18 protein-coding genes, 7 tRNA genes and 1 riboswitch are annotated in these 19040 nt (G+C 63.6%); of the genes, 12 read left to right on the top strand and 13 right to left on the bottom strand.

Annotation, left to right across the window (positions count from 1 at the left end; genetic code table 11):
• Window positions 1-20 precede the first annotated feature (20 nt).
• The 11 genes from ribH to QRN59_RS05465 all read right to left on the bottom strand — a co-directional run bounded on the left by ribH (window position 21) and on the right by QRN59_RS05465 (window position 9511).
• Window positions 21-506, bottom strand: a complete 486-nt coding sequence (gene ribH / locus QRN59_RS05515) for a 6,7-dimethyl-8-ribityllumazine synthase (RefSeq protein WP_284981500.1) — start codon at window positions 504-506, stop codon at window positions 21-23.
• A 94-nt stretch (window positions 507-600) separates the two neighbouring features.
• Window positions 601-1302 (bottom strand): GTP cyclohydrolase II, encoded by a 702-nt coding sequence (gene ribA / locus QRN59_RS05510; RefSeq protein WP_284981499.1) that lies wholly within the window; start codon window positions 1300-1302, stop codon window positions 601-603.
• On the bottom strand, window positions 1299-1919 hold the full coding sequence (gene ribB / locus QRN59_RS05505; protein ID WP_502871029.1) for a 3,4-dihydroxy-2-butanone-4-phosphate synthase: 621 nt from the start codon (window positions 1917-1919) through the stop codon (window positions 1299-1301). Before ribB ends, ribA begins: the two co-directional genes overlap by 4 nt.
• Window positions 1920-1990: 71 nt before the next feature.
• Window positions 1991-2629, bottom strand: coding sequence for a riboflavin synthase (locus QRN59_RS05500; RefSeq protein ID WP_284981497.1), 639 nt, complete (start codon window positions 2627-2629; stop codon window positions 1991-1993).
• Window positions 2629-3780: a bifunctional diaminohydroxyphosphoribosylaminopyrimidine deaminase/5-amino-6-(5-phosphoribosylamino)uracil reductase RibD gene (gene ribD / locus QRN59_RS05495; RefSeq protein ID WP_284981496.1), complete on the bottom strand. Its 1152-nt coding sequence runs from the start codon at window positions 3778-3780 to the stop codon at window positions 2629-2631. The genes QRN59_RS05500 and ribD overlap by 1 nt, the downstream gene beginning before the upstream one ends.
• Window positions 3777-4475: a nicotinamide riboside transporter PnuC gene (gene pnuC, locus QRN59_RS05490; RefSeq protein WP_284981495.1), complete on the bottom strand. Its 699-nt coding sequence runs from the start codon at window positions 4473-4475 to the stop codon at window positions 3777-3779. The genes ribD and pnuC overlap by 4 nt, the downstream gene beginning before the upstream one ends.
• Before the next feature lie 84 nt (window positions 4476-4559).
• Window positions 4560-4714, bottom strand: a riboswitch (FMN riboswitch).
• Window positions 4715-4793: 79 nt separating this feature from the next.
• Window positions 4794-5456, bottom strand: a complete 663-nt coding sequence (gene rpe / locus QRN59_RS05485) for a ribulose-phosphate 3-epimerase (protein ID WP_284981599.1) — start codon at window positions 5454-5456, stop codon at window positions 4794-4796.
• A 92-nt stretch (window positions 5457-5548) separates the two neighbouring features.
• The gene (locus QRN59_RS05480) at window positions 5549-7099 is read right to left on the bottom strand and encodes an RsmB/NOP family class I SAM-dependent RNA methyltransferase (protein ID WP_284981494.1); all 1551 of its coding nucleotides are present in this window, start codon (window positions 7097-7099) and stop codon (window positions 5549-5551) included.
• Window positions 7096-8016: a methionyl-tRNA formyltransferase gene (gene fmt / locus QRN59_RS05475; RefSeq protein WP_284981493.1), complete on the bottom strand. Its 921-nt coding sequence runs from the start codon at window positions 8014-8016 to the stop codon at window positions 7096-7098. Before fmt ends, QRN59_RS05480 begins: the two co-directional genes overlap by 4 nt.
• Window positions 8013-8579, bottom strand: coding sequence for a peptide deformylase (gene def, locus QRN59_RS05470; RefSeq protein WP_284981492.1), 567 nt, complete (start codon window positions 8577-8579; stop codon window positions 8013-8015). The genes fmt and def overlap by 4 nt, the downstream gene beginning before the upstream one ends.
• 50 nt (window positions 8580-8629) lie before the next feature.
• A complete protein-coding gene (locus tag QRN59_RS05465; protein ID WP_284981491.1) occupies window positions 8630-9511 on the bottom strand; it encodes a cytochrome in 882 nt (293 codons plus the stop codon).
• Between the two features lie 162 nt (window positions 9512-9673).
• Here QRN59_RS05465 and QRN59_RS05460 point away from each other — a divergent pair, with 162 nt between their 5' ends.
• Window positions 9674-10822 (top strand): GGDEF domain-containing protein, encoded by a 1149-nt coding sequence (locus QRN59_RS05460; RefSeq protein ID WP_284981490.1) that lies wholly within the window; start codon window positions 9674-9676, stop codon window positions 10820-10822.
• Between the two features lie 92 nt (window positions 10823-10914).
• On the opposite strand, the gene QRN59_RS05455 is transcribed toward QRN59_RS05460, so the two are convergent.
• A tRNA-Val gene (locus QRN59_RS05455) sits at window positions 10915-10989 on the bottom strand.
• 260 nt (window positions 10990-11249) lie between these two features.
• On the opposite strand from QRN59_RS05455, the gene QRN59_RS05450 reads away from it, so the two are divergent.
• The 8 genes from QRN59_RS05450 (at window position 11250) to QRN59_RS05410 (ending at window position 15653) form a co-directional block, all read left to right on the top strand.
• Window positions 11250-11322, top strand: a tRNA-Gly gene (locus QRN59_RS05450).
• A gap of 55 nt (window positions 11323-11377) precedes the next feature.
• Window positions 11378-11448, top strand: a tRNA-Cys gene (locus tag QRN59_RS05445).
• Window positions 11449-11489: 41 nt separating this feature from the next.
• Window positions 11490-11564 (top strand) — tRNA-Val (locus QRN59_RS05440).
• A gap of 57 nt (window positions 11565-11621) precedes the next feature.
• Window positions 11622-11694, top strand: a tRNA-Gly gene (locus QRN59_RS05435).
• A 48-nt stretch (window positions 11695-11742) separates the two neighbouring features.
• Window positions 11743-11817: transfer RNA gene (locus tag QRN59_RS05430), tRNA-Val, on the top strand.
• 57 nt (window positions 11818-11874) lie between these two features.
• A tRNA-Gly gene (locus tag QRN59_RS05425) sits at window positions 11875-11950 on the top strand.
• A 584-nt stretch (window positions 11951-12534) separates the two neighbouring features.
• Entirely contained in the window at window positions 12535-13962 is a 1428-nt protein-coding gene (locus QRN59_RS05420) for an amino acid permease (protein ID WP_284981598.1), read from the top strand.
• A 464-nt stretch (window positions 13963-14426) separates the two neighbouring features.
• The gene (locus QRN59_RS05410) at window positions 14427-15653 is read left to right on the top strand and encodes a benzoate/H(+) symporter BenE family transporter (RefSeq protein WP_284981489.1); all 1227 of its coding nucleotides are present in this window, start codon (window positions 14427-14429) and stop codon (window positions 15651-15653) included.
• A gap of 128 nt (window positions 15654-15781) precedes the next feature.
• Here the strand turns inward: QRN59_RS05410 and zapE are convergent, their stop codons facing one another.
• Window positions 15782-16819 carry a cell division protein ZapE gene (gene zapE / locus QRN59_RS05405; protein ID WP_284981488.1) on the bottom strand — a complete coding sequence of 346 codons (1038 nt, stop codon included), beginning with the start codon at window positions 16817-16819 and terminating at the stop codon, window positions 15782-15784.
• Window positions 16820-17027: 208 nt separating this feature from the next.
• Here zapE and QRN59_RS05400 point away from each other — a divergent pair, with 208 nt between their 5' ends.
• The 3 genes from QRN59_RS05400 (at window position 17028) to ybaK (ending at window position 18999) form a co-directional block, all read left to right on the top strand.
• Window positions 17028-17951 carry a sulfurtransferase gene (locus QRN59_RS05400; RefSeq protein WP_284981487.1) on the top strand — a complete coding sequence of 308 codons (924 nt, stop codon included), beginning with the start codon at window positions 17028-17030 and terminating at the stop codon, window positions 17949-17951.
• Window positions 17952-18036: 85 nt separating this feature from the next.
• Complete coding sequence (locus QRN59_RS05395) at window positions 18037-18492, top strand: SufE family protein (RefSeq protein WP_284981486.1); 456 nt, start codon at window positions 18037-18039, stop codon at window positions 18490-18492.
• A gap of 15 nt (window positions 18493-18507) precedes the next feature.
• The gene (gene ybaK, locus QRN59_RS05390; RefSeq protein ID WP_284981485.1) at window positions 18508-18999 is read left to right on the top strand and encodes a Cys-tRNA(Pro) deacylase; all 492 of its coding nucleotides are present in this window, start codon (window positions 18508-18510) and stop codon (window positions 18997-18999) included.
• Window positions 19000-19040: the final 41 nt, after the last annotated feature.

Below are 19040 nucleotides of genomic sequence, written 5' to 3'. Positions count from 1 at the left end.
CACATCCCCTTCATCGATTGCTAGGTGTACTGCTTGAGGGTCAGCGCAGTGGAGAGCGCGGCGGTCACGGCTTCGTGCCCTTTGTCCTCGGACGAGCCTTCCAGTCCGGCGCGGTCCAGGCCCTGCTGCTCGGTGTCGCACGTGAGCACGCCGAAGCCCACCGGCACGCCGGTGCGAACGCTGACTTCAGTGAGTCCCGACGTCGCCGCCTGGCACACGTAGTCAAAGTGCGGCGTACCTCCGCGGATGACGACGCCGAGGGCAACGACGGCGTCAAAATGCGGCGCGAGCCGTGCCGCCGCGACGGGAAGCTCAAAGGACCCCGGGACGCGCAGCACGGTGGGCTCGGCGATGCCGGCTTCCTTTGCAGCGCGCAGTGCTCCGTCGAGGAGCCCGTCCATAATCTGGGTGTGCCAGCTGGCAGCCACGATGGCGAGTTTCAGCTGGTGGGTTTCCTCCGGGTTGAGGGTGGTGAGGTCGATGGTGGGGGCGCCGTGTCCGCTCATGGGTGTGTGGTAATCCGTTCAGTCTTGGCAGTTCAGTTCAGTCTTGGCAGTTCAGTTCAGTCTTGTTACTGCAGTTCAGTCTTGTTACTGCAGTTCAGTCTTGTTCGAGGTCAAAAGTGCCGGTAGCTCCATGGGTACCGGCCGGTTCGGTGTCTCCGAGGGTCAGTCGGTGGTCCATGCGGTCCTTCTTGGTCTGAAGGTACCGAAGGTTTTCTTCACGGGACGGAACCTCGGTGGGCACCATCTCCACAACCTTCACGCCAGCCGCGGCAAGCCGGTTCTGCTTGTCGGGGTTGTTGCTCAGGAGGCGGATTTCGTGAAGCCCCATTTCGGCAAGGATCTGGGCAGCCGCTTTGTAGCAGCGCGCGTCCACCGGCAGCCCGAGCTGCTCGTTGGCCTCGACCGTGTCGAATCCTGCCTCTTGGAGTGCATAGGCCTTGATTTTGTTTGCCAGGCCGATGCCGCGGCCTTCCTGTCCACGCAGGTAGAGCAGGGTGCCGCCCTCTTCGCGGATCAGCTCGAGGGCGTAGGCCAGCTGTTCGCCGCAATCGCAGCGGTACGAGCCGAATACGTCGCCCGTGAGGCACTCCGAATGAAGGCGCACCAGCGGGGCCTTGCCTGCACGCGGCGTTTTCGGGGAACTCACCGCCAGGTGCTCCGCACCGGTGGCAAGGTCGGTCCACGCTTGTGCCACGAACTCCCCGAAGGCGGTGGGTAGCTGGACAATCGGGCCGCCGCTCACGGGATGCGGTGCACGCGCGTGCGTGCCGCCGTCGTGCGTTGTCGCTGTGGTCATCGCTGCTCCTCGTTTCCTGCCGGAATTGCAACCTGGTGCTCAGCCTCCGACGCTACAACATAAGCCACGAGATCCTCGATCGAAATCAGAGGACATCCGTGCTCGGCAGCGAACTCCCGGAGGCTGTCCAGGCGCATCATTTCACCATCGTCATGTACCAACTCGGCGATCACGCCCACCGGGGCGAGCCCTGCAAGCCGACAGAGATCAACTGCCGCTTCCGTGTGTCCCGGACGTTCACGCACTCCCCCCTTAACGGCCCGGAGCGGAAAAATATGCCCGGGCCGGGTGATCGATGACGGCGTGCTGCTTGAATCAGCCAGAATCCGTGCGGTCAGGGCCCTGTCCGTTGCGGAAATACCGGTGCTTACGCCCAAGGCCGCATCACAGGACACCGTGTAGGCCGTGCCCTTGGCGTCTTCATTGACCAGGACCATGGGCGGGAGCGCCAGGGCATCAGCCCGCGAACCCTCGACGGGAACGCAAATGACTCCCGAGCTGTAGCGGATCGTCCAGCCCATGAGGGCAGGCGTCGCGTGTTCGGCGGCGAAGATGATGTCGCCTTCGTTTTCGCGGTCTTCATTGTCCACGACAATGACGGGACGGCCGGCTGCCATGGCCTGAATAGCCTTCTCGACGGGGTCCAGGCCCTGGCGTACCACGGTGGTACTGCCGTTGTGTGCGGCGCTCACTGGGCAGCCCCGCCGGCAGTTGCCGGGGAACGGAAGGACAGCAGGCGCTCGGTGTATTTCGCGAGAACGTCCACCTCAAGGTTGACGCGGCCGCCTGTGGCCTTGGCCCCGAGCCCGGTTTCGTCGAGCGTGGTGGGAATGAGTCCCACTTCAAACCAGGGGTTCTCCTCTTCGGCCGGGCTGACGGCGGTGACGGTGAGTGAAACGCCGTCGACGGCGATCGACCCCTTTTCGGCGATGTACCGTGCCAGCGGGGCCGGCACGGCGAAGCGGAGTCGATCCCAGTTGCCCAGCGACTCGCGCTCCAGAAGCCGCCCGACGCCGTCGACGTGGCCCTGCACGACGTGGCCGTCCAAGCGGCCGCCAGCCTGGACACAACGCTCGAGGTTCACAGTGTCCCCCGCAGTCAGTTCACCGATGGTGGTCCGTACGAGGGTTTCACCCATGACGTCAACGCTGAACTCCCTGCCATCGATGTCCGTTGCGGTGAGGCACACGCCGTTGACGGCGATGGAGCCGCCCAGGCCAAGCCCTTCAGTGGTGCTGGGGGCCATGAGGCGCAGTGTGGCGCTGGCCTCGCCGTCGTGCTCGACGGACAGGACCGTGCCTTGTTCAGCAACGATTCCGGTAAACATCAGTGTCCTCCTGTGGTGGTGTCCGAGGCGACCTTGCCCGGAAATGGTTCGTGGTGTTCGGTGTGGGACTTCGTCCACGCCGGTTTGTTTCCGTCCGATGGTCCGGACCTCAAATGCAGCCGCAGGTCGCGACCCAGTGCATGGACCGCACCGCCACCGGCGTCGTCCCAGTTCCAGTGCTGGGCGTCTGCGAGGGTGGAGATGCCGAGATCCGTCAGGGCAGGTGTACCCGAGCCCAACAGGGTGGGGGCGACATAGACGATCAATTCATCCACAAGACCCGCGGCAAGGAAGGCGCTCAGGATGCGGGAGCCGCCTTCCACCATGACGTGCCGGACGCCTTCAGCGAACAGCAACTCCAAAGCTTCTGAAGGATCGCGGGTTGGCAGCTGGATGAACTTACCGTCGTTCCCCCGCACCGCGGCATCGGCGGGGACCTCCCGCAGCCCCATGACGGCCCGGAGTGGCTGGCTTTGCGACTCCTCGCCGTCCGCTTCCCGCGCCGTCAGCCGGGGGTTGTCCACGAGGACGGTTTCGGTGCCCACCAGAATGGCGTCGATCAAGCGGCGCAGTCCGTGGTTGTCGGCCAGCGATTCCGGGCTGGAGATCCATTGGCTGGTCCCGTCGGTGGCCGCGATCCTGCTGTCCAGGGTCTGGGCAATGTGAAGCGTGACGAACGGGCGCCTCGCTTCCACCGCATTGAACCACTCGCGGTTCAGCTTCCAGGCCTCGGCGGCGGCCAGCCCGGACTGCACGTCCACTCCGGCAGCGCGCAGCGTGCCGGCACCTCCGGCGGCGGGATCGTGGGGATCGTCGACGGCGTAGACCACGCGGGATATCCCGGCGTCAATGATGGCCCGCGCACAAGGTCCCGTGCGCCCTATGTGGTTGCAAGGCTCCAAGGTGACCACCATGGTTGTCCCGGCGAGGTCCAGACCTTTTGCCTGCGCCTTGGCGATCGCATCCGCCTCGGCGTGGGGCGTGCCTGCGCCGCGGTGGTAGCCCGTGACGAGTTGCTCTCCGTTGGGCCCGAGCACGACCGCTCCCACCAAGGGATTGGCGCCACGGTGTCCCCGGAGGGCCACGTGCAGTGCGGTTTCCATGGCCGCAGACTCAGCCTCCGGGAAATTCAGCTTCAAGGCGTCGCTCATGAGAGGGCTCCTGCAGTTTCCGGCTCGGGCGTTGGCTCGAGCGGCCGGCTTTCACGTCGGTCTGCGCGCCACCAGACAAAGAATCCGGCAAGTGTGAAGAACCCGTAAAAGAGGTACATGAATGCGCTGGCAAAGTAGCCTGCGCTGAAAAGCAGCGGAACTCCCACAATGTCCACGGCAACCCAAATCAGCCAGAATTCGGTCCAGCCGCGCGCCATCCCATACGTCGCCAGAAGTGAACCCATGAAGGTCCAGGCGTCTGCCCACACAGGCGGGTAGGAACCCATGGAATCGAAAACGGGAGTCAGCGCGGCTGTTCCCGCAATCATGGCTGCCGCCATTGCGATCCGCACTTTGGGGCTTGCCCATCCGGGCACAATGGCGCGGCCGTGGGTGCCTGATTGGAGGCCCTGGCGCCAGCGGTACCAGCCATAGGCTGCGACGCTGATGAACATTATTTGGCGTCCGGCCTGGCCCCACAGGGTTGCCGGCGAGGCGGCACCGAAGACGTTGCCAAGAAAGACCGTCAGCAGGAGCAGGTTGCCTGCGATCCCGATAGGCCATGCCCAGACTTTGCGGCGCATGCCGCCCAAGGCGCTGGCGAGCCCGAAAATATTGCCTAGCACTTCGCGAAGAACAAGGACAGATCCGCCTACGGGAATCTGTGCTTCGAAGAGCCATCGCAGAAAGTCCATGTCGTTCCTTCCCTCGAATGCCGCGATGGCTCCGGGGGTGTACGACAGCGCGATGCCGGGCGCACGGAACGCCCAAGCATGACTGTACGTGCTTCTCCCATCCAGACTTTAACTGTCGGTACTGGAATTCCACCAGTTCAACCGTCCGCCGTCGAGATTCCCGTGAAGGAAACGCGAAGGCTCGCGGGTCGCGGACTATAACCGCCGGTTCGGAATTACACCGACCCCGGAGCACGTATGTGTGTTGCTATTCTGACACAACTGGAGGCCTGGCCGATGTATTCCCGGGGCAATATGCAGGCAATTGCGTCATTGTTGTCACATTGCCGCGAGGCCTGCGGCACGGAGCCGCTCAATGGCGGCAGCTGGGTCCGCATGGCCGTACACGGCGGAGCCGGCAACGAACACATTCGCACCGGCTTCGGCTGCCCGGACTATGGTCTCCTCCGTGACGCCGCCATCAACCTGGATTGCGACGCCGATACCGGAGCCGTCGATCGCCGCACGTGCCCGCCGGATCTTCGGCAGCGTGACGTCCAGGAAGGACTGCCCGCCGAAGCCCGGTTCCACGGTCATGATGAGGAGCATGTCCAGTTCACTGAGCATGTCCAGATATGGTTCCACCGGCGTGGCTGGACGAAGGGCCATACCCGCCTTCGCGCCGCGGGCACGGAGCTCACGGGCGAGTTTGATGGGAGCCATCGCCGCTTCCGCATGGAAGGTCACGGAAGCCACGCCGGCGTCGGCGTAGGCCGGCGCCCACCGGTCGGCGTCGGCGATCATCAAGTGGGCGTCCAGCGGGACCGGGCTCACGGCCTGGATCCGCTCCACGACCGGCAGGCCGAGCGTCAGGTTCGGAACAAAGTGATTGTCCATCACATCGACGTGGACGGCGTCGGCGTTGCTGATTCTCTTCAGCTCGGCTTCCAGGTTCACGAAGTCCGCGGACAGGATGCTCGGGTTGATACAGCACTGAGTCAAGGCAGTTCCCTCGGTGTTGGTGGCGGTGTGGTGGTGTAGGCAATTCTCCAGCTTAGGCACGCGGGACTTTAAGCCGGGAAAGGCGCCGAAGGTTACGGCTTCTTCCGGATAAGCGCCAGGAACATCGCATCAGTTTGATGCACGTGCGGCCACAATTGGGCAGTCAACTCGTGCCCGGCGCCGAGGTTGCCTTTCAGGCTGACCGAGTCCAGGGCCGCACCGGCGTCGATCTGCTCCAAGTCGTCCCGCTTGCGCAGGACATCGCTGACGACGGCGGTGGTTTCGGCCGGGTGCGGGGAGCACGTCACGTACGCCACCACTCCGCCCGGTTTGACGGCGTCGATGGCCGAGTTGAGCAATTCACGCTGCAACGGACCGAGATCGGCAAGGTCCTTGGGCGTCCGGCGCCAGCGTGATTCGGGGCGGCGGCGTAGCGCGCCAAGGCCGCTGCAGGGGACGTCGACCAGCACGCGGTCGAAAGTTTCCGGTTGTTCCTTGCCGACGTCGCGACCGTCGCCTATCCGAACGGTCCAGGCGTCCGCCGGAACCGCCGAGAGCGCCTGGCTGACCAGCTTTGCCCGGTGTTCTGCGGGTTCATTGGCCAAGAGGCTCGCGCCTTCCTGGTGGGCGAGGGCGGCCAGCAACGCGGCCTTTCCACCGGGACCGGCACAAAGGTCCAGCCACTTCTCGCCGTCCTTGGCGGCCTGTCCGAGGTCCACGGCCGCGACGGCGCGGGCTACCAACTGGGATCCGACGTCCTGGACGCGTGTGGTTCCTTCGCGGATGGAGGACAATCGCCCGAGGTCGCCGCCGCTGGACAGCGCCGAGTCGATGACGAGTTCGCCGGGAGTGGCCCCGCTCTCAAGGGCCTCATCAAGGTTGCCGATGCCGGGCAGCGCCACAAGGTTCACCACTGGGGCCGCGTTGTCGGCTTCAAGCAGTTCGGTGATTTCGCTCGCCGGGCGGCCATGCATGACGAGCGACTGGCGCAGCGCCCGGACAATCCATTCCGGGTGCGCATGGCGTACGGAGGCGATCTTGGTCTCGTCGGTCTCGTTTTCCAGCAAGTGGTCCAGCCACTCCGGCAGCGTCCTGGCGGTGACTTTTCGGAGCACCGCGTTGATGAGCGACGACGGGCCGGCCCCGATGACCGCGCGGGCCAGCCCGACAGTCTGGTCGAGTGCGGCGTGGGCAGGAACGCGCATCGCGAGCAATTGGTGGGCACCAAGTCGCAACGCATCAAGGACTGCCGGATCGAGTTGGGCGAGCGGCCGGTCGACACACTCGGCGAGGACGGCGTCGTACATCCCCTGGCCGCGAAGTGCCCCGTAGCTCAGCTCGGTGGCGAATCCGGCGTCGCGCTTGTCGAGGTGGTGGTGGCGGATCCGTGAGGGCAGCACAAGGTTTGCGTACGCGTCTTCCGAAGCGACTGCGCGCAAGACCTCGAACGCCACCAATCGTGCCGGATCCGCGCGCCGGGTCCGCTGGGACGGTGCGTTGGTGGAGAAACCGCGTTGCGGGCCCCTGTTGCGTTCGCGGCCTTGGGCGTTGCGGTTGCTTTCGCCGCGGGGACCGCGGTTGCCGTGGCCCCCGCCGTCCCTGTTCCCACTGTTGTCGGGGCCGCGCCGGCCGGACTCATTCATTCGAATTCCACGCTTTCTGGTGTTGCCAAACCACGGGCCCAATCGGCCGACGGCATCATCTTCTTGCCCGCAGGCTGGATCCGCCCGAGCTGCACTGCATGGGATCCGGTCCCGACCAGGACGTTCTTGCCGTCAACCCGGACCTGGCCGGGGGCCAGGTCCCGGATGTCCGGGCGCAAACCGACGGGTTCCAGCTTGACGCGCTGCCCGTCGAGCATGGTCCACGCTCCCGGTTCGGGCGTGGCGCCGCGGGACCTGCGGTTGATGGCGAGGGCCGGTTGCGTCCAGTCGAGCCGGCCGTCGTTGAGCGTCAGTTTGGGCGCGAGCGAGACATCGCCTTGCTGGGGCAAGGGGGCCGCTTTGCCGGACTCGACGGCGGATAGTGTCTGGGCGAGCAGGATCGCTCCGCTGCGCGAAAGCCGCTCCAGCAAGTCGCCGGCCGTGTCCTCAGGACGTACGGTTTCCGTCAAAGTCCCGAAGACCGGTCCGGTGTCGAGTCCTTCCTCGAGGAGGAAGGTAGCCGCTCCTGTGATGTCGTCACCGGCGATGACTGAACGTTGGACCGGTGCGGCGCCGCGCCAGGCAGGAAGGAGGGAGAAGTGGAGGTTGATCCAGCCGTGGCGCGGGACTCCGAGTGCGGCTTTGGGGACGAGGCCTCCGTAGGCGACAATCGCTGCGACGTCCGGCTGATAAGAAGCGATCCGCTCGGTGGTCCCGGCGTCCACTTTCGAGGCGTGGATGATGTCAATGCCCAGTTCGGCGGCATGTGCTGCCACCGGCGAGGGCGTCAGGATCCGTTTGCGGCCGGTCGGCGCATCCGGCCTCGTCAGCACCGCCACGATCTCGAAACCCGCCTCGATGAGCGCGTCAAGGGAAGGGACGGCTGCAGCCGGGGTGCCGGCGAAAAGCACCCTCATTCGGCAGCCCCGAAGCTGCCGAAGCTGGAGCCGACAGTGTTGGCCCTCTTGGCGGTGGTCCGTTCTGTCACGGTGTGGTAATTCGCCGCGCGGATGGCCCGGAGGGCGGTTTTCCGGTCCTCACCCTCCAGGCGGTCGGTGAACAGGATCCCGTCCAGGTGGTCCGTTTCGTGCTGGAAGCAGCGGGCGAGCATGCCCTCCGCCTCAACGGACACGGGGTTGCCGTTCAGGTCCACGCCGGTGGCGCGGGTGGTCTTGCGGCGGCGCACCGGGAACGCGAGTCCTGGAATGGAGAGGCAGCCTTCTACCTCGTCAGGCTGGAAGTCATCGCTGTTCTCCAGCACGGGGTTGATGATGTGCCCTTCCACACCGCCGATCCGGTAGGTGAAGACCCGCTGGCTGACGCCGACCTGCGGCGCGGCGAGCCCTGCGCCGTCCACGTCTTCCATGGTCTCGGTCATGTCCGACACGAGTTTGGCGAGCTCAGGCCCGAATTCCGTGATTGGATCAGCAACCGTGCGGAGCACGGGGTCGCCGATGATACGGATACTCAAAATGGCCATGTGCTGTCTTTCCTCACGATCGGCGAAGCTTCGGTCCCCGCAAAAGGGGCCTAGGCCAGTTTAGTTGAGCCTGCGGGCGCCGCGACGGCAGGGTACGACGGCGGAGCTACAGGGAGCAGCGCCGTTCCGGCTGCGGCCACATCCGCAGACATCTCCCACACCCGCTTCAAGGCGCAGAATTTCCACCAGTGGTGCTTGAGAACGTCCGGGTTGGCCCGCTGGGGACGCACTTCGGTCTCGCCGATAGCCACCGCAAGCAGGACAGGATTTTCACCGTACTTCCACGGCTCCCACTCCCCTGCCACTGGATCCACTAGGCTTTCCTCGGCCTTCATACCCGCAACCAGCTGCATCACCACCTTGTCGTCGAGGGGTTTCACCGTTCCATCGCGGGTGGTGCCTTTGGTCTTGTAGTCGATCAGGCAGACCCTGCCGTTGATTTTGGCGACGAGGTCAAGGGTTCCGGCGTAACCGACGCTCGCGTTCCACACCGTGATCTCCGGCGCAATAGGCTCCACCCGGTACAGCTCCCACCATTCATCGAAGCGGGCCGCGAAGGCTTCCTCGCCATGTGAAGCGAGCTCTTCGCGCGTTTCCTTCACGCGGTGCGCACGTCCAAGGGCGCGGAGGGCCACTTGCTCGCAGTAGTTATGCACGCGGTCGCCACGGCGTGCAGCGTCGTCCCGGTACACCTCCGCTGCCTTGGCTGCCTTGTTGACGGCCTGCCTCATCTTGGCGGGACTGGACAGATGTTGCGGGAGTTCGGGATCTTTCGCCAGGCTGCTGGCACCCATGTAGCCGAACCAGCCGTCCAGGGAGTGGGCCTGCTGGCCGATCACTGTGGTGATGGAAGGGACCGAGAAGGTCTCGGACGTGGACCGGGCATACATCCGGCCGTATTCGGTGGCGTGGGCAAGCAGTGGATCTGTCATAGGAAAACTCTTTCACACACCGCTGACAAGATGATCCGGAGCCTTGGAGGGTGCCGACGGAACCCACCACCCCGTAACTAATAAGATCCTCATGCATGGCGTACAGGGTTCCCTGGCTCCCGGTGCCATAATTGGTCACGTCCTCGGCTACGGGAGCAAATCTTGGTCCTCGATATAACAACACTGCGAGTGGCCCTTGGCGTGGTCGCTCTTACCCTGCTCCTCTTGTTCTATGCATCGTTCAGGCGCACGCGGTCGTCCTACAACGGGTGGTGGTGCATCGCCCTTCTGTTCTTCCTCGCTGGCAACCTTGCTTTCCTTCTCAATGGGACGCCGTATCAAGTCTGGGCAAATCCCTCGGGAAATGTCCTCCTGGTGGGCGGAGCGTTCAGTGTGTGGACCGGCGCCCGGTCCCTCAGGATGCTGCCGCCGCCAAGGTGGCAATTTGCAGCGGCCTGCGGCGTAACGGCCCTCGCCTCCGTTTTGGAAAGCCCTGGTTTCAACACCTGGTCCGGGGGCCTGGTCTATCTGGGATTCATGACGGTGGGCATCGCGTTGGCGTCCCGCGATCTCTGGCTGCTGGATTCCAGCTACTCCCATGTGCACAAGTCGATGGCCTTGGCCGCGGGATTCCTGGCCGCCTACTATTTCTGCCGCCTGTCCGTGTACCTCGTCGAAGGTCCAAGCGGACCGAATTTCCGCATGTATTTCGGCCCATCAATGGCCAGCCTGGTCACGCTGATACTCCTGGTTGCGGTCTCTTTCAGCATGACCGCCCTCAGCAACGATCAGTTGATCAACCGGCTAAGCGAACGCGCTGCCCGCGACAACCTGACCGGGCTCCTCAATCGTGGCACTTTCATGGACCTGGCCGCTAAGGAACTTGAGCGCCTGCACGCCACAAGCTCGGTCGCCTCCTTGATCCTGGCCGACTTGGACCACTTCAAGGCGATCAATGATGAGTTCGGTCACGCCGCCGGTGACGCCGCCCTACAAGCATTCGCGGCCGCGTGCTCCGAGTCCGTACGATCCACCGACCTCGTCGGACGATATGGGGGCGAAGAATTCATCTTGCTCTTGCCTGGAGCGAGCCAAGAGCGGGCCGAAAGCATCGCGGCCGACATCAATCGCTCTTTGGCGGCCAGCAAAAGCCTCGACGACGTCCACCTTCCAACGGTGAGTTACGGAGTCACCTCAACCCAGTTCGGCGCAGTCGACCTCACGGCGATGATTGCTGCTGCCGACACTGCCCTCTACCAAGCTAAGTCACTCGGAAGGAACCGGGTGGTCAGGGCACAGCCTCGCACATGATCGGGCCTCGATGGGCTTGAGGCAAGAACTCGCGGGCAATGACAAGAGGTCCTGTGCGAAACATCAACAATGTTTCGCACAGGACCTCTTCTTGGTGGGCGATACTGGGTTCGAACCAGTGACCTCTTCGGTGTGAACGAAGCGCGCTACCACTGCGCCAATCGCCCGTGCACAAGAAGACTAACCGACACCGGCCGGAATTCAAAAATCTGGAAAACGTCGGGCCGCCCGAGCAGGCAAAAATCGGGAAAAGGCCCACGAATCACATCCGTGTAACTCGCAAAATCCGCGCCAATTCAAGGAACCAGCACCCATTGCTTACGATTCCGGCAGATCGATTTGGAGTTTCCCGGAACCTCCTATAGAGTTTTTACTCGTCGGAAAGCGACGGAATGCCCCCTGCGGACAGGCCGCCGAAGAAGACAATGCGGACGTAGCTCAGCTGGTAGAGCACCACCTTGCCAAGGTGGATGTCGCGAGTTCGAATCTCGTCGTCCGCTCGCAGGACACTGTCACGGCATTGACTTCTTGGAACCCCAGGAATCGTGCTTACACGGTGGGTTGGCCGAGAGGCGAGGCAGCGGCCTGCAAAGCCGTATACACGGGTTCGAATCCCGTACCCACCTCGGTGAAAACCTTGGTTTCCGGTCCAGGCCGGATTGCATTTGGGCGATTGGCGCAGCGGTAGCGCGCTTCCCTGACACGGAAGAGGTCACTGGTTCGATCCCAGTATCGCCCACCAAGGCAAGGCAACTTGCTTGTTGATGAAAATCCGGCCCCGGCCGGAAGATCGTCATGTGCGGACGTAGCTCAGCTGGTAGAGCACCACCTTGCCAAGGTGGATGTCGCGAGTTCGAATCTCGTCGTCCGCTCTCCTATTTTAAGGTCCCGGCAACGGGCCGGCCGGCTTATGCCGATCCGGGCGATTGGCGCAGCGGTAGCGCGCTTCCCTGACACGGAAGAGGTCACTGGTTCGATCCCAGTATCGCCCACCAAAGCAAGGCAACTTGCTTGTTGATGATAATCCGGCCCGGGCCGGAAAATCATCATGTGCGGACGTAGCTCAGCTGGTAGAGCACCACCTTGCCAAGGTGGATGTCGCGAGTTCGAATCTCGTCGTCCGCTCCATTCCTCGAAATCAGACCAGCGCCACTGGTCAAAAGCAGTGTCATTCCCCAGCAGCTCCGCCGGAGCTGCTTTTTTGTGCCCGCAGACGGGGTTATAGGACAAACGGGTGTAAATCCCGGGCGCGTCATGTCCGCCCCGGGATCGTCTTCGCTCGGATGTCGGATTCTGCTCAATCATTCGAATGGACAGATTCCGGGCCCGCGGAATCACGGGACCGGCAACTTCGGCGAAGAGAATGATCCAGCAGAATCCGACGGTATCCATAGATCGTCGAACTCCCGTCGACTTGGATCTGGTCATGGACGTCCCCGGTCACCGGGATCCGCGGGGCAACGTTCCAGCACCGGGCCGGGCGGCGGCGGAATGACCGGGCGGCGCCGAACCCCGCAGACGCCCACCACATGCCGCCTACCCCATCCCACTCATGCCGCTCACCGAAAAGATCAGCAGAACTGATCAATACCACTCAGCAAAAATCACTTTATCCAATGTGATTCAGATCGCATACTTTTCTACAGGCCTAATTCGTCCACGCCCACACGCAGGAGCAACCGGTGAATCAACAAGCACTCGTCCGTTCGATCATGAGGAAGAAACCCATTGACGACATCGAGGAGGAAAACAAACACAGCGGGCTCTTCAAAAGCCTGGGCCTCTGGCAACTGACAGCCATCGGCGTCGGCGGCATCATCGGCGTCGGGATCTTCTCCTTGGCCGGCCTCGTGGCGCACGGAAGCAAAGACACCCCCGGAGTCGGCCCCGCTGTGCTGATCTCGTTCCTGGTCGCGGGCCTTGCATCAGCGGCAGCGGCACTCTCCTACGCAGAATTCGCCGGCATGATCCCCCGCGCCGGATCCGCCTACACCTATGGCTACGTTGCCCTGGGCGAGGTCATCGGCTGGTTCATCGGCTGGGACCTGCTGCTCGAGTACATCGCGATCGTCGCCGTCGTCGCAATCGGCATTTCCGGGTACTTCGACGCCTTCCTCTCGGGGATTGGCATCCATATGCCCACCTGGATGACCTCAACCGTGGACGAGGGAAAGGGCGGGGTCATCAACCTTCCGGCCATCCTGGTCTGCTTGTTGGTCACCTGGATCCTAAGCCGCGGAACCAAGGCGTTCGGCCGTTTCGAACTGGTCGCCGTTGCGATCAAAGTTGTGCTCATCCTGTTCATCATTGGCTTGGGCATTTTCTACATCAACACCAACAACTACAACCCGTTCATGCCCAGCGGCTTCGGTCCCGTACTGGCCGGCTCCGCAACGGTCTTCTTCGCAGTGTTCGGCTACGACGCCATGAGTACAGCCGCGGAGGACGCGACTGATGGCAAGAAGCACATGCCGAAGGCAATCGTCCTCTCGCTTGTCATCGCCATGCTCCTCTACGTTGCGGCAACCCTGGTGCTCACTGGTATGCAGAACTACAAGGACATCAACCCCACCGCCGGCTTCGCCTCCGCCTTCACCGGCGTTGGCCTGCCCGTCATTGCCACCATCATCTCCGTGTTCGCGGTCCTGTCCATCCTGACCGTGATGCTGACCTTCCTCCTGGGCGTCACCCGCGTCTGGTTCTCGATGAGCCGCGACGGCTTGCTTCCGGGCTGGTTTGCCGGGACTGACAAGCACGGCACCCCCCAGCGTGTCACGTGGATCGCAGGCATCGCTTCGGCCCTGCTCGCCGGCGTTTTCCCTATCAAGGCTGTCGCCGACCTGACCAATATCGGCATCCTTGCCGCGTTTGTGGTGGTGTGCTTGGCCGTGATCGTCTTCCGCTACAAGAAGCCCAACGCACCCCGCACCTTCAGGCTGCCGTTCATGCCTGTAGTTCCTGCCTTCGGCGTTCTCGCCTCAGCCTTCCTCATGGTCCAGCTCCATTGGGAAACCTGGCTTCGCTTTGTCGTGTGGCTGATCATCGGACTGGTCATCTACTTCAGCTACGGCCGCAAGCATTCCTTGATGAATCCGGACAGTCCCCGCCACCAGCAGCTTTCTCCCGAGAAGCAGCTGTGACCTGTTCCAGGAATCGTTTGACTTCCCTGTCAAAATTTTCCCTTGGCACCTCCAAGGTCTCGGGTTAGGATCGAGAACGGAGGAGCGAACTGGCTCCGTGATTGAAGGGAGGTGCCCGTGGGATTATTTGACGATCTGAAGGGCAAAGTTCAGGACCTCGTTGGTGGCAATGAAGAAGCCATCAAGGACGGCATCGAATAGACCGCCGATTTTATCGACGACTAGATGCGGTTCAGAGAGCCGCTTCCGAGTTCGTGGGCAACCTCGACGGTTTGCTGAAAGGGTTTCGGCCTAGACAGCTCCCTCCGCCAATGAGGCTCCGTAGCCGGTTCCACCGGCCAGAGCTCCCGAATACAGTTACGTCAACGGGGCACCGGTCCCGCCGCGAGGCGCCGCCGGTGCCCTTGGCGTTTAACCGCTGTCGCCTCGGCAGACGCGCCACGGCTCGGGTAACGTGATGGACTATGCCTGCGTCATCCCTCCACACCGGACAGTCACGTCCAGCCTCCGCTTCCCGGCAGCTCTCCCGTCCGCTCGTGGCTGGAATTGTGACCGCGCTGGTCGGTTTCACGTCCTCCTTCGCGGTGGTGCTCGCAGGCCTCCGGGCGGTTGGGGCCACGCAGGAACAGGCGGCCAGCGGGCTCCTTGCCCTCACCCTCACCTTCGGGCTCGGCGTGCTCTGGCTTTCCTGGCGGTCGCGCTTGCCTGTCACGCTTGCGTGGTCGACACCTGGTGCGGCGCTGCTCGCGGGAACTGGAGTGCCCGACGGCGGGTGGCCTGCCGCCGTCGGCGCCTTCCTCATCGCTGGTGCGCTGATCGCCCTGACGGGACTCATTCCGGCCCTTGGAAAGCTGATGGCGAAGATTCCGACGGCCCTCGCCCAGGCGATGCTGGCCGGGGTGCTTTTATCCCTTTGCCTTGCCCCGTTCAGGGCCCTGGGCACCGCTCCCTTGTTGGTGGCTCCCGTGATCCTGTGCTGGCTGGTCATGATGAAGCTGGCGCCCCGCTGGTCGGTCCCGGCCGCGCTGTTGGTGGCTCTCGCAGTCATCGGAATCTACATCGTCGTCAACGGCGTGAGCATCCCTACGAACCGGCTGCTGCCTGAGTTGCATTGGACCACCCCCGCTTTCACGCTCAGCACGGTGGCCGGCATCGCCTTGCCCTTGTTCATAGTCACCATGGCTTCCCAGAACATTCCGGGGGTGGCAGTGCTGAAGTCCTTCGACTACACGGTTCCGTGGCGCCAGTCGATGCTGGTGACCGGGGCAGGGACTGCGCTGGGGGCTCCCTTTGGTGGACATGCGATCAACCTCGCCGCGTTGAGCGCTGCGCTGGCGGCAGGGGAGGAGGCAGGTGAGGACCGGGGCCGGCGCTGGATCGCAGCCTTCACGTCAGGCTTGGCCTACCTCGTGCTGGCAGCCTTCTCCGCCGCGCTGGTGACCGTCGTGGCGGCGGCACCGCCGGGACTCCTGGAAGCCGTCGCGGGCTTGGCGCTGCTGGGCACCATGGCCTCCGCGGTCGCCTCGGCGCTGGCCATTGCCGAAGAACGCATCGGAGCCTCCGTGACGTTCCTGATCGCAGCCTCGGGCCTCAGCTTCGCTGGGATCGGCGCCGCCTTCTGGGCCCTTGCCGCCGGAATCCTGGTGCGATGGGTCCTCAAGGACCGGGAACCCCAGGAACCCCAAAAGTAGAGTGGGGCAGCAGGGTCCCTACGTGGCGACGGAGTCGACACGAAAGGGCCTGCCCCAATCTGGGGCAGCCGGGTCGGTCTGGGCCCACGTGGCTTGGAGTCGACACGAAAGGGCCTGCCCGAATCTCCCTACGAAGGCTCGTGGTTTTGGCCCTCACGCGCCAGGGCGGTCAGGCGGGACACGGCGCGGAAGTACTTCTTCATGTACCCGCCGGTCATCATTTCCTCGGTGAAGAGCTTGTCGAAGGGCACGCCGCTGGCAAGGATCGGGACGTCCTTGTCATACAGGCGGTCGGCCAGCACCACGAAGCGAAGGGCGACGGCCTGCTCCGTAATCGTTTCGACGTTGCGCCAGACAACGGCATCGATTCCTGAGATCAGCTTGCGATAACGGCTGGGATGCACACCGGCAAGGTGGTCGATCAGGCCGCGGAAATCGTCCATGGCCACAGTCTGGCCATCGAACTCGGCATGCATCTGCCGCTTGAGGTCTTCGGTCTTCAACGGTGCCGGAGCCGCGGGCAAGCCGCGGTGCCTGAAGTCTTCCCCGTCGATCCTGACAACATCGAACTGGTCCGCAAGGACCTGGATCTCCCGCTGGAAGTCGACGGCGGCAAACCGGCCGTCCCCGAGTGAACCAGGCAGAGTGTTGGACGTGGCAGCGAGCTTCACACCGGCGTCGGACAATTCACGCATGAGACGGGACATCAGCACCGTGTCGCCCGGGTCGTCGAGCTCAAATTCGTCAATGCAGACAAGCTTGTAGCTGCTCAAAGCCTCCACGGTCTTCCGGAAGGACAGCGCGCCCACCAGGTTGGTGTACTCCACGAACGTCCCGAAGGCTTTCGGCCCCGGAGCCGAGTGCCACAGGGAAGCCAGAAGGTGGGTCTTTCCGACGCCGAATCCGCCGTCGAGGTAGATGCCCGCCCGGCTGTTGACCTTCTTGCCGAAAAGGCGCTTGAACAGTCCGTCTCCGTCACCAGCTCCCACCGTCGCCCCAAACACTTCCAGGGCCTTGACCGCTGCGGCTTGGCTGGGCTGGTTCGGATCAGGCCGGTAGCTTTTGAAGGACACCTCTCCGAACCGTGGCGAAGGGTAGAAGCCCTTCAGAATCTCATCCGCTGAGACCGCCGGCGTGCGCGCGACGAGCTGTTCGATCTGTACCAATGCGGTCCGTTCTTCGTGTCGTAAGTCCCCAGCAAGAATACCGGCAATGCCACGCCCCGGGCGGACACGTGATGAAGGCCATATTTCACCATATGAACGGAGAGGAGCTTTAGACCCCGGCCCTCGATAATGTGGGATTAATGCCGGGCACGTCCTATCGCCCGGCGCCGCCCGGTGTCAGTGAAAGTGTCAGTGAAAGGCCATACCAATGTCCTACCCCGTTGAACAGAACGAGAAGTTCGCCGCGTACGCCCACCCCGAACGCCTGGTGTCCACCGAGTGGCTTGCCGCGGCACTCGAGGGCGGCGCGCTTGGCGACGGCAAGCTGGTTGTTGTCGAATCCGACGAAGACGTCCTCCTATACGAGACCGGCCATATTCCGGGCGCAGTCAAGATCGACTGGCACACGGACCTGAACGATGAAGTCACCCGGGATTACGTCGATGGTGAAGCGTTCGCAGCCCTCGCAGCCCGCAAGGGCATCTCGCGGGACACCACCGTGGTGATCTACGGCGACAAGTCCAACTGGTGGGCCGCTTACGCCCTCTGGGTTTTCACGCTCTTCGGCCACGACGACGTCCGGCTCCTGGACGGCGGCCGCGACAAGTGGATCGCCGAAGGCCGCGAAATCACCACCGACGTCCCCCAGCCCACCCCGGGCGAGTACCCCGTGATCGAACGGAACGACGCCCCGATCCGCGCCTTCAAGGATGACGTGCTGGCTCACTTCGGCAAACCGCTGATCGACGTCCGCTCCCCCGAGGAATACACCGGCCAGCGCACCCACATGCCGGCCTACCCCGAAGAGGGCGCCCTGCGCGGGGGCCACATCCCCACGGCTGCCTCCATCCCGTGGGCACGCGCCGCTGCTGAAGATGGCACCTACCGTAACCGGACCGAACTTGAGGCCCTCTACCTCGGAGAAGCCGGCCTCACGGAAGGCGACGACGTCGTGGCGTACTGCCGCATCGGCGAGCGTTCCAGCCACACCTGGTTCGCCCTGAAGTACCTGCTTGGGTTCGAAACGGTACGCAACTACGACGGTTCCTGGACGGAGTGGGGCAATGCAGTGCGTGTCCCGATCGTCAAGGGTGCCGAGCGGGGCTCCGTCCCCGCGCTCGCCGGAAAGTAGCCGGAATCCCTGTGCCTTGCCATTGGCCCGGCAATATTGAAGCAACGGGAGCCAGACCGCCCCGGACGTGCGTAAGCTGGAAGTGATGAGTACCAATACGTTGCCCGCCGCACTGGCGGAAATTGTCGATGACTTCCAGGCACTGACCGAGCCCGATCGCCTTCAGCTGTTGCTTGATTTTTCGCGCGGGCTCCCGGCCCTGCCGGAACGGCTGCTGGACCACCCTGAGCTCCTGGAGCAAGTGGTGGAGTGCCAGTCGCCGCTGTTCCTGACCATCGAGCAGGAAAAGAAGCCCGACGGCGTCGCCTACCGTTTGTTTTTCAAGGCACCGCCGGAGGCGCCCACCACGCGCGGCTTTGCGGGCGTTTTGCACGAAGGCCTGGACGGGCTGACTGCCGACGAGATCCTGGCTGTTCCGGATGACATGCCGGAACTGCTGGGCCTCACCCGGGCAATCACACCGCTGCGCATGCGTGGCATGACGGCCATGCTGGGGCGGATCAAGCGCAAAGTCGCCGCGGCGGACCGCTTGTCGTCCTGAGCCGGAGTACCGGTAATGGCCAAGAAACAGGCTTCACAGGGAACGCCGGCCACAGCCGTGCTGGCTGCAGCCGGCGTTCCTTTTGCCCTGCACCCCTATACGCATGATCCTTCGGCGGCCAGCTACGGGCTTGAGGCGGCCGAGGTCCTGGGTATCGATCCCGGCCGGGTCTTCAAGACCTTGATGGTGGACGTTGAAGGCAAGCTCGCGGTGGGCATCGTCCCGGTGAGTGGCACCCTTGACCTCAAAGCAATCGCCGCGGCTCTCGGATCCAAGAAGGCCACCATGGCCGATCCCAAAAGTGCAGAGCGGCGCACCGGCTATGTCCTGGGCGGGATTTCCCCGCTGGGTCAACGCCAGCCATCGCCCACTGTGCTCGACGAATCGGCGTTGGCCTTCGGCACGGTCCTCGTTTCCGGCGGACGCCGCGGCCTGGACATTGAGCTGGATCCCGCAGACCTCATCCGTCTGACCGGCGCCCGGACTGCGCCGATCGGCAGCCCTTAGGAAGCCCCGGGAGCAGCGCAGGTACTCTCAAGCCGCCGCCG

The sequence above is a fragment of the Arthrobacter sp. efr-133-TYG-118 genome, from assembly GCF_030209755.1.
In the GTDB taxonomy this organism is placed as follows: Bacteria; Actinomycetota; Actinomycetes; order Actinomycetales; family Micrococcaceae; genus Arthrobacter.
Note: the sequence above shows the minus strand (reverse complement) of the source record. Positions and strands in the feature narration are given on the sequence as shown.